This window comes from Kitasatospora sp. NPDC059571, assembly GCF_042735675.1.
Taxonomy (GTDB): domain Bacteria; phylum Actinomycetota; class Actinomycetes; order Streptomycetales; family Streptomycetaceae; genus Kitasatospora.
Window position 1 is genome coordinate 1 of record NZ_JBHWBW010000222.1, and the last position, 9,902, is coordinate 9,902.

Consider the following 9,902-nt stretch of genomic DNA (forward strand, 5'->3'; position numbering starts at 1 on the left):
CGGGCATGCTGCGCGTGCTGGGCGATCCCGGCGGCGTGTTCCACCTGACGTGCGGGCGCATCACCGCCGTCGACTCCCCCGGCGCGCCGGACGCCGCCACCCTGCTGCTGCGCACCGGCCGGGTGGGCGAGGCCGAGTGGGCCGCCGCCTGCCGGGTCGGCGCCGCGGGCGGCAGCACGGGCGAGGACCTGGTGACCCGAGCGCTGGTGGGAGCGGCGGAGCTGCAGCTGATCTGCACGATGGCGGCGATGGACGGGGCGTTCGCGGTGGCCGTGGGACGCGTCGACGGCTGCACGCTCACCGACGCGGCGGCCGCGCCCCGGCTGGCCCCGCCGGCCGGCATCGACCCCGAGTGGCTGCTCCACGAGACCGAGCGGCGGCTGCGCGCGCTCGACTCGCTGCGCACTCCGCTGTCCCCGTTCCACGACCGCCTGGCGGCCTCCCCGCTCGCGTCGGACGCGCGCCGGGAGCTGCTTCGGTACGTCAACGGCCGGCGGACGGCCCGCGACATCGCGTTCCTGCTCGGCCGCGGCGTCTATGCCGTCACGGTCGAGGCGTCCCGCCTGCTGACCGAGGGCCTGCTGGTCGTCGCACCGCGCGAACAACTGCCGAAACGCCGCACCGCCCGACCGGACGACGACGGGACAGCACTGGACAGAAATGTTCTTCCGCTGCGCCCGGTGACCGGTCACCGACTGCCAACCGATTGATTCCGTCCACATATCCGTCACCTCTGGACATGGATTCATCGCGGCTATTTCCGATTCGCCGACGAGGAGTTGTGTGAGCAGCGAGCAAGGCGATCTGGTCGCCGAATTGTGTGGGCTCCGCGAGCGGGTGGTCGGGGTCACCGACCTCGCCGTGGCGGCCGGCGACGGCCTGCTGATCGCGGCGGACACCGACGAGGAGGTCGACTCCGAGTGCCTGGCCGCGCTGGCCGCGGCCGCCCTGGGGCTCGCCCGCCGCAGCGGGCAGGCCACCGGCAAGGGCGCACTGCACCGCACGGTGGCCCATTTCGGCCACGGGTACCTGGTCGTCCAACCCGTCGGCGAGATGGGCCTGCTGACCGTCCTCGGCGACGCCGGCCTGGACGTCGAGCGCCTGCACACCGAGTCGCAGGCGGTGGCCGAGCGCATCGACCGCGTGCTCACCGCCCCCGACCGGGCCCCGTCCCGGACCTGAATCCGCACCACATCACAGCAAGCGAAGGAGAACCGTGAGCCCCACAGGAACAGGTGGACCCATGAGCATGTCGGATCGGGTGCTGAGTCTGGTCAAGACGCTCCGGGCCGAGGTACCGGAGTGCCTCGCCGCGGGCATCATCGACATGTCGACCGGGATGCTGCTCTCGGTCGAGACCGTCGACTCGCACCCGCCGGAGGTGCTCGACATGCTCGCGGCCGCCACTCTCGACCTCTTCCAGGGCCGCAACGTGGTCATGATCGAGGGCATCTTCAAGGAGCGCCGGGGGGTCGTGAGCGACCGCCACTACTTCCAGGAGATCCTGGTCAACAGTGACAACCTGGCGCACCTGTTCCTGCGGGTCGACAGCGCGGACGAGGTGGTCGCCGTCGTGGTCTGCCGCAACAGCGTCAATGTCGGCATGCTCTTCGCCCAGGCCCGGCGCGTCCTCAAGGACCAGGGCCGGCTGTGACCCGCCCGGGCCGGGGAGTCCCCGCGCCTCCCCGGCCCGGCGGCCGCGCGGGCATCGCCGGCCGCTGCCACCGTCTCCAGCAGCACCGGGCGCCATCGCATGATGTTTCCGCAAGTTTCAGAAATTCTCTGCGGGCACCTTGACGTGCCATCACCCGGGCGGGATCGTCATCGCGCGGCACGACTCCCGTCCTGCAGAATCCGGGTCCACCGGGGCGGGAGCGGCAGCCGTACCCCCACCCGCTCCCCCGCCGAGAGCCCGCCGCGCGGTCGCCCGAGTACCGCCCCGGCGCCTCCTCGGCATGCCCAGGAGGCAACTCCATGCGTCGCACAGCCCCACCTCGTGCGAGATCACATCGCGCAACCGTGTTCACCACGGCCGCGGTCCTGCTCGGCGGCGGCATCGTCGGCCTCTCGGCGACCTCGGCGACCGCCGCACCCACCGCGGTGAGCCTGCCCGGCACCTTCGACAGCGAGATCGGCTGCACCGCCGACTGGCTGCCCGCCTGCCCGCAGGCGCAGCTGACCAGGCGGGCCGACGGCAAGTGGTCCGGCACGTTCACGCTGCCGGGCGGCAGCTTCGAGTACAAGGTCGCGATCGACAACGGCTGGACCGAGAACTACGGGGCGAACGGCGCCGCCGGTGGGGCGAACATCTCGCTGAGCGTCCCGGCCGGCGGCAAGGCCGTCACCTTCGTCTACGACCCGGCCACCCATCTGGTCACCGAGAACGCCAACCAGCCGGTCGTCACCGCCGTCGGCGACTTCCAGTCCGAACTCGGCTGCTCGGCCGACTGGTCCCCCACCTGCGCCACGACCGTGCTGCAGGACCCGGACGGCGACGGCGTGTTCACCTACACCACCACCGCGATCCCGGCCGGGTCGTGGAACACCAAGGTCACCGTCGGGCAGTCCTGGACGGAGAACTACGGCGCGGGCGGCGCGGCCGGCGGGGCCAACATCGGCTTCACCGTCCCCGGCAGCGGCGCCACCACGGTCTTCTCGTACAGCTCCGCCGGCCACCTGCTGTCGGTGCAGAGCACCGGCGGCAGCGGCGGCACGGCACCCGACACCCTCGGCGCGCTCTACACGCCCGCCGCGACCACCTTCCGGATCTGGTCCCCGGACAGCACGAACGTCTCCGTGAGCGTCGGCGGCACCACCTACCCGCTGAGCCCCGCGACGGTCAGCGGGTACACCAACGTCTACCAGGCGGTGGTCAGCGGTGACCTCAAGGGTCAGGGCTACCACTTCTCGGTCGGCGGCGCCGCCGTGCGGGATCCCTACGCCCAGATGGTCAGCCCCGGCACCACCCAGGGCATCGTGGTCGACACCGCCTCGATCCTGCCGACCGGCGGCAGCTGGGCGCCCCGCCCGGCGCTCGCCAACCGCGAGGACGCGGTGGTCTACGAGCTGAGCGTGCGCGACTTCACCATCGACCCGAGCTCCGGCGTCGATGCGGCCAAGCGCGGCAAGTTCCTCGGCCTGGTACAGACCGGCACCACCGACAACGGCGCCCGGACGGGCATCGACCACCTCAAGGAACTGGGCGTCAACACCGTCCAGTTGATGCCGTCGTTCGACTTCGGCAGCACGGTGCCCAACTGGGGCTACGACCCGGTGGACTACAACGTCCCCGAGGAGCAGTTCTCCCAGTTCACCCTGCCCGAGGACCGGATCCGGGAATTCAAGGACATGGTCAACGAATTCCACAAGAACGGCATCCGGGTCGTCATGGACGTGGTCTACAACCACACCTACAGCACGTCCGTCCTCGGCGGGATCACCTCCGAGTACTACACCCCCACCGACCTGTCCGGCACCGGCAACTCGATCGACGACGGCAACCCGATGGTCAGCCGCATGATCCAGGACTCCCTCGAGCACTGGGTCCGCGACTACAACGTCGACGGCTTCCGCTTCGACCTGGTCGGCGTGCACTACTCGAACAACCTCGCCGCCTGGGCGAACCGCCTCAACACCGTCTACCCGGACCGCAATCTGCTCCTGTACGGCGAGCCGTGGAACGGCGGAGCCACCGACGCCCAGGAGGCGCAGAAGGTCCGCTACGGCAACGTCCCCGCGCTCGCACCCGCCCACGTCGGCGTCTTCAACGGCGTCTACCGCGACGCGATCCGCGGTGGCACCGACACTAACGTGATGGCCTACATGGGCGGTTCGGGCAACGCCGGGGCCATCGCCTTCGGCCTGCGCGGGTCACCGACCGATGCCGACAGCACCTCACCGGTCGCCAACCTGTGGACCCCGGCCTTCGCCGAGGATCCGGAGCAGACGATGAACTACGCGTCGATCCACGACAACCTCAACCTCTACGACAAGATCACCTACTCCGGTGCCGGCGGTGGTGCGGCCGGCACCGCCGGGCTCATCGACCGGTTCGCGGCCGGCATGGTCCTCACCTCGCAGGGCATCCCGGTCATCGCCGAGGGCGACGAGTTCCTCCGCTCCAAGGTGGTGAACGGCGACTACACCACCGCCAAGAACTCCTACAACGCCTCCGATGCCGTCAACGCGATCCACTGGGGCGACAAGACCGCCAACGCGGCCGTCTTCCGCTACTACCGGGACGCGATCGCGCTCAGGAAGTCCGCCCCGGCCCTGCGCCTGACGACCTGGGCCGCCGTCCACGACCGGATGACCGCGCAGACCGACGGCTCCGTGGTGATCGGCCGGATCAGCTCCGACCCCGCCGCCCCGACCGCCTACGACACCGTCGTCGTCGACAACCCGACCGGCTCCACCTACAACGTGACCCTGCCCGCGGGCAGTTGGACCAAGGTCCTGGACACCACCGGGGCCGTCGCCGCCTCGGACACCGCCTGTGCGTCGCTGGCGGTCACCGTCTTCCGGAAGGCCTGACCGCTCGGACGGCCCGGCACGGTGCACGGCCCCTCGCCGCGGGGTTCGGCACCGTCCCGGGCGCTGTCCGGCCGGGGCTCACTCGCCGCGGGCGCCGTAGGCGTCCCTGCTGGCCAGGATCTGCGCGTTGTGCTCGACGGCCCAGCTCGCGAGGGCCAGCGCGGGAGGAATCAGGCTCTTCCCCATGGGCGTCAGCGCGTACTCGACGCGCGGCGGCACCTCCGCGTAGGCGGTGCGGGAGACCAGCCCGTCCTTTTCGAGGTTGCGCAGGGTCAGGGTCAGCATCCGCTGCGAGACACCGGGGATGTGCCGGTGCAGGTCGGTGAAGCGCAGCCGTCCCTCGTCGAGCGTGGCCACCACGAGCAGCGTCCACTTGTCGCAGATCCGGTCCAGCACCGCGCGGACGGTCCGGCCGCCGTCCCCCTTGATCATGCAGGTGTGCTCGTACTGCGACATGACAGCTCCTTGTGCCTTGCCCACATCCGTGTGCCTTTTGTACGCGTCCCGACGGTGACCCATGATGACGCCACCCACGTTCCGCAACCGATACCAGGGGTCCCGATGCACATCGCCTACTGGAGCCTCGCCGCGCTCCTCGCCCTGTTCTACGCCTATGCGGGCGGCAAGAAGCTCTTCCAGGACCGGGAACGACTGCGGCCCATGATGGCCTGGGTGGACACCGTGCCGATGCCGCTGGTCGGGCTGATCGGCGGGCTGGAGGTCCTCGGCGCGCTCGGCCTGCTCCTCCCGCCCCTCACCGGGATCGCCGGCTGGCTCGCCGTCGCCGCGGCGCTCGGCCTGGTCCTGGTGCAGATCGGCGGCATGGCCCTGCACCTGTCGCGCGGCGAGGTGCGCGAGACGGGCCTCAACATCGTCCTGCTCGCCGCCGCCGCGGCCGCGGCCTGGCTGGGGACCGCCTGGGTCTGACCGGGGCCGGCGCCCCGGGGCCCGCCCGGCACCCCGGAGCGCTGCCCGGGTACCTCCGGCCGGGTGAACGTGGCGGGTGCGGGACGGGGCGCGGTCCGCACCGGCGGCCGGTTCGTGCACGGTAGGGCTATGGCCGACGAGCAGAGCACCGGCGCTGCCGGACCCGACCGCGAGTCGGTGGAGCTGCGCCTTGCGCTGGTGATGAACGGCGGTGTCAGCCTGGCGGTCTGGATGGGCGGGGTGGTGCACGAGCTCAACCTGCTCCGGCTGGCCTCCCAACACCTGTCCCCCGACAAGGGCGTGACCCCGAGTGAGCCCGCGGCCGACGACCGCCCGGTCTTCGACTTCTGGCTCGACCTCCTGCGGCGGAACCGCAAGGAGGTGACCGTCGACATCATCTCCGGTACGTCCGCGGGCGGCCTCAACGGCCTGCTGCTCGCCACGGCGATCGCCCGGGGCGGCAGCCTGCCCGGCCTGCGCGACATGTGGGAGAAGTCTGCCGACCTCAAGAGCCTCCTCTCCCGGGACGGCACGGGCCGGCCGCCCAACTCCCTGTTCAACGGAGAGTTCTTCAAGGCGACGATCGAGGAGGCGATCCCGAGGTCCGAGGGCGCCCGTCCGCCCGGGAACGTCACCCTCTTCGTCACGGGCACCGCGCTGGACGGCCCGTCACGGCAGTTCCAGGACGGCTTCGACCAGAAGTTCGACGTCCGCGACCACCGGCGGGTGTACCGCTTCGGCAGCACCCGCCGCGTGATCCGCTACGTCTGCGACCGGACGCGCTCCCCCTCGACCTGGGAACTCGTCACCGAGGACGCCGTCACCGAGTTCCGCAACGACGAGCCGCTCGTGCTGGCCGCGCGCCTCACCGCGAGCTACCCGGCGGCGTTCCGGCCGGTCAGCGAGGACCTCCTGGTCCCCTACCGCGTCCTGCCGGAGAAGGGCTTCGCACAGGGGGCCAGCTGTGTGATGGACGGCGGCGTGCTCAACAACGCCCCGTTCGGGCCGGTTCTCGACGAGATCGCCCGGCGGCCGATCGAGGACCGGCCGGTCGACCGCGTCCTCGTCTACGTCGTTCCCTCCGCCGGCACGCTCGCGGACGAGCGCGCCCACCAGGCGGCCTGCGACGAGATCGGCGCCCTCACCGTCGCCCTCAGTGCCCTCAGCTACCCGCAGGAGGCGGACTTCCGCTCCAGCACCGAGGACCTCGACCAACGGCTGAAGGGCAGCGTCCGCAGCCCCGGTGACGACCTGTTCGACCGCCTGCTGCCGCGGAACGACTCCGGCGAGGGCGCCGCGGCCGCCCTTGCCGGGCGGCTGGCCGAGGCCGCCGTGCACCTCGCCGACGAATACCGGCGCTCCCGGGCCAAGGCGCTCGTCCTGCAGACCCTGGCCCTGCCCGGCGACGCCGAGGCCGCCACCCCGATCGCCTCGCCGCCGCAGCTGACGGAGGAGGAGATCGAGAGCGTCGTCCATCAGCCGCTCAACTGGCTTCCTCCGCCGAACGGGGGCACGCCCGGGCCGTCCGGGCCGGCCGCCGCGCTCACCTCGCCCGACCTCGACCAGTGGGAGTGGGGCATCACCGCGGCGGTCAGGCTCCTCACCACCCTCGGGGGCCACCTCAACCAGAGCCTGGTGCAGGCACAGCGGCCGACGGACACCGCCGCACGGCCCTACACCCCCGACGTCGCCCGTACCCTGCAGGAGCGCGCTCGGGAGATCAACCAGTGCCTGCTGCGGGCCATCGCCGTCCGGGACGAGGCCGAGGCCGTACGCCAGGTACGGCGCGCCAAGGAGACCCGGCTCGGCGTGGTCGAGGCCGCCGGCCTGATCAGCACCCTGTACAGCGATCTGCGCATCCGGGAGGTGCTGGGGCAGCAGGTGCGGCGTGGCGCTGCCGCCTTCCTCGATGCGCTGCGCCTCCTGGGAGCCGGGCGCTGGACGCGCCCGGAGGAGGTCGTCTCCGCGTTCCTGGCGGTCGAGGTGGTGACCACGGCGTGCGCCCCGGCCACGGATGTGCTCGAACAACCGACGCCGCGCTTCAGGTTCCTGCGGCTCGGCCCGGACTCCACGGGCCGGCTCTTCCGGCAGGACTGGGAGCGGAGCCTGAATGACCGGAAGCTCTTCGGTATCCGCTTCCGGCACTTCGGCGCCTTCATCAACACCGACTGGCGGCGTTCCGACTTCGTCTGGGGCCGCCTGGACGCCGCACATCATCTGCTGCCGCTGATCGCACCGGACGAGGGCGACCTGGAACGCGAGCTCCATGAGCTGATCATGAAGGCGGACAGTCCCGGCACCCCGGACCCGGTCGCCGCCATGACGGACCGCCTGGCCCGACTGCGGAACTCCAGCGATTCGATGCTCCTCGGCCGGCCGGAGATCGACCTGCTCCGGACCGCCGGCGAGAACGCCGTGGCCGTTCTGCAGAGCGCCAGGCAGGGCCTGAAGCGCCGGCAGCACTGGGCCTGGCAGCGCATCTGCGGCAGCGTGGCCCTGCTCTGGTCGCTGGCGTGCTGGTTCTGGCGTCCGAGGGCCGGGGAGACGGGCCCTCGACGGAGCCTGGGGAAGGCGCTGGGCTGCGCCGCGATCGTCCTGACGGCGGTGGCGGTCGTGGCGCTCATCGCCTTGGGCGTCCTCGTGGGCGCTCTGCTGCTCTGACTCATGCGGGCGGCAGGCGCAGCCCGCCGTGGAGCAGGCCGAGGGCGGGTGCCCAGGCCGCCTCGCCGAGCAGGGCGTCGCTCCGGTCCGTCCCGCCGTACCGGAAGGCCTCCGAGGGCGCGGCGGGGCCTTCGCCGGGGAAGGACGGCCGGTGCCCGGCGTCCTCCCGGGCCACCAGGTGGACGGGGAGGCCCGCCGCTCGGCGTCGCGCAGCCAACTGCTCGGCGTACCGCAGGGAGGGCCACATCTCGTCGTCGCCGCCGGCGACGAGCAGCACCTCGGCGGACGCCTTCTCCACCGGGATCGCGGCGGCGTCCAGCTGCCGGGCGAAGGTCCGCTCACTGAGTTCGTACGAGCCGCGGACCGCCACCGGACCGTCCTGCTCCGCGGGCTGCCAGGATTCGTTCATCGGCACGAAGGGCAGCGGTCGGCCCTGCCAGGTCCAGCAGGACCGGTACGGCCGCTCACGCCCGTCGAGCCCCGGCCCCAGGTTGCACCAGACCAGCGACGTCGGAGAGACGGCCACCAGCGCGCGGACACGCGGCTCGTGCACCGCTGTGAGCAGCGCGGCCTCGGCGCCCTTGGACCAGCCGAACATCCCGACGCGCTCCGCCCCACGGGACTCCAGCAGGTCGACGGCCGCAACGAACGTCTCCAGCGGTACCTCGCAGATCCCCGCCGGCTGCCCCGGTCCGCCGAACCAGCGCACCGCCAGAGCGAGCAGGCCCTGCTCGGCGAGGAGCCTCGCCCGTCGGCGGTCCACCCGGCCGCTCGACCCGGCCAGCACGACGACGCCCGCGCCGCTGCCCGCCGCCGGCTCCATCAGGACGCCCTGCCACGGGGCCGTCAGCTCGTGCTCGACGACGATCACGGGGTCTCCTCGCTCGGACGGGACTCACCTGACGCGTAACCATCGACATCCTCGCAGAGCCGGCGCGCCGTCAGCCGCCCCGGGTCCGGCGCTCATTCGCTTGCCCCGGCGGGGGCTGGACGCCGGACGGACGGCCCGTCGGCACCGAGGAGGCAGCGCCGGTCGGCCCTGGCCCGGTTCCTGCTCGGGCACGACCTGGTGTCCCGGGTGGCGTTCAACCACATCCCGACCGGGCACCCGCTGCGCCGGCAGTTCGCGGACTTCGGCGCCGGCACGGTGAGCGGCGACTCCGACCGGCTCTGGGTGCGGTTGCTGGACGTCCCGCGGGCGCTGACCGCGCGCGGCTGGTCCACCGACGGCGAGTCGGTCCTCGACGTCGAGGACCCGTTCCTCGGCGAGCACGGCCGCCACCTGCCGGCCGTCCGGCTCCGGGTGCAGCAGGTCTGACATCGGCGGCGCCTCCGCCCGGCCACCGCCGTGCCGCCGCAGCCTCGGGGCCGCCCCCTGCCGGGAGAGGTAAACAATCTTTGACACGGTGTCCGGCTTGTTTTACCTTCATGCCGTGGCAACCGAAGAGAAGCGGGCCTGGATCATGGTCCTGGTGACGGTCTGCGCCTATGCGTCCTACGCGGCGGTCGTCCTCGGCCGGGCGGGCGGCGGGCCGCTCAGCGCGGCGCCGTACCGGGGTGCGCTGCTGTGGAGCGTCGGCCTCGCGATCGCGGCCTCGATCGTGCTCAACATCGCGGCCGCGGGGGGGGCGGGTGGGTGGGGGGCGCGCGCCCGCCGCCGCGCCGGGGCGCGCGGGCGCGCCCGCGCCCCGCCCCGCGCGGCCCCCCCCCCCCGCGATCGTGAACGTCGGCTCCGCGGCCTCCCGGCTCGGCTCGCCCAACGAGTACGTGGACTACGCGGC

Annotated in this window: 8 protein-coding genes and 2 pseudogenes; 8 read left to right on the plus strand and 2 right to left on the minus strand. The window is 72.4% G+C overall.

The genetic code is table 11. The features are described from left to right. The 4 genes from ACFV0G_RS23020 to ACFV0G_RS23035 all read left to right on the plus strand — a co-directional run. Positions 1 to 710, plus strand: a 710-nt coding sequence (locus ACFV0G_RS23020) for a MarR family transcriptional regulator (RefSeq protein ID WP_380550938.1), incomplete at its 5' end; no start/stop codon positions are given. 73 nt (positions 711 to 783) lie between these two features. Next, positions 784 to 1,182 carry a roadblock/LC7 domain-containing protein gene (locus ACFV0G_RS23025; RefSeq protein WP_380550941.1) on the plus strand — a complete coding sequence of 133 codons (399 nt, stop codon included), beginning with the start codon at positions 784 to 786 and terminating at the stop codon, positions 1,180 to 1,182. A 61-nt stretch (positions 1,183 to 1,243) separates the two neighbouring features. Continuing rightward, positions 1,244 to 1,654 carry a hypothetical protein gene (locus ACFV0G_RS23030; protein WP_380550943.1) on the plus strand — a complete coding sequence of 137 codons (411 nt, stop codon included), beginning with the start codon at positions 1,244 to 1,246 and terminating at the stop codon, positions 1,652 to 1,654. Positions 1,655 to 2,019: 365 nt separating this feature from the next. Continuing rightward, positions 2,020 to 4,533, plus strand: a complete 2,514-nt coding sequence (locus ACFV0G_RS23035; RefSeq protein WP_380550946.1) for an alpha-amylase family glycosyl hydrolase — start codon at positions 2,020 to 2,022, stop codon at positions 4,531 to 4,533. A gap of 78 nt (positions 4,534 to 4,611) precedes the next feature. Here the strand turns inward: ACFV0G_RS23035 and ACFV0G_RS23040 are convergent, their stop codons facing one another. Beyond that, a complete protein-coding gene (locus ACFV0G_RS23040) occupies positions 4,612 to 4,989 on the minus strand; it encodes a winged helix-turn-helix transcriptional regulator (RefSeq protein ID WP_380550949.1) in 378 nt (125 codons plus the stop codon). A gap of 105 nt (positions 4,990 to 5,094) precedes the next feature. Between ACFV0G_RS23040 and ACFV0G_RS23045 the strand changes: the two genes are divergently transcribed. Both ACFV0G_RS23045 and ACFV0G_RS23050 read left to right on the plus strand, forming a co-directional pair. Then, on the plus strand, positions 5,095 to 5,460 hold the full coding sequence (locus ACFV0G_RS23045) for a DoxX family protein (RefSeq protein WP_380550952.1): 366 nt from the start codon (positions 5,095 to 5,097) through the stop codon (positions 5,458 to 5,460). Between the two features lie 129 nt (positions 5,461 to 5,589). After that, entirely contained in the window at positions 5,590 to 8,121 is a 2,532-nt protein-coding gene (locus ACFV0G_RS23050; RefSeq protein WP_380550955.1) for a DUF3376 domain-containing protein, read from the plus strand. A 1-nt stretch (position 8,122) separates the two neighbouring features. Here ACFV0G_RS23050 and ACFV0G_RS23055 read toward each other — a convergent pair whose 3' ends face one another. After that, complete coding sequence (locus ACFV0G_RS23055) at positions 8,123 to 8,992, minus strand: acyl-CoA thioester hydrolase/BAAT C-terminal domain-containing protein (RefSeq protein ID WP_380550958.1); 870 nt, start codon at positions 8,990 to 8,992, stop codon at positions 8,123 to 8,125. A gap of 162 nt (positions 8,993 to 9,154) precedes the next feature. On the opposite strand from ACFV0G_RS23055, the pseudogene ACFV0G_RS23060 reads away from it, so the two are divergent. Together ACFV0G_RS23060 and ACFV0G_RS23065 are read left to right on the plus strand one after the other, a co-directional pair. Continuing rightward, a pseudogene (locus tag ACFV0G_RS23060) lies at positions 9,155 to 9,418 on the plus strand (GNAT family N-acetyltransferase); the annotation flags it as partial. Positions 9,419 to 9,554: 136 nt separating this feature from the next. After that, positions 9,555 to 9,902, plus strand: a pseudogene (locus tag ACFV0G_RS23065) (hypothetical protein); the annotation flags it as partial.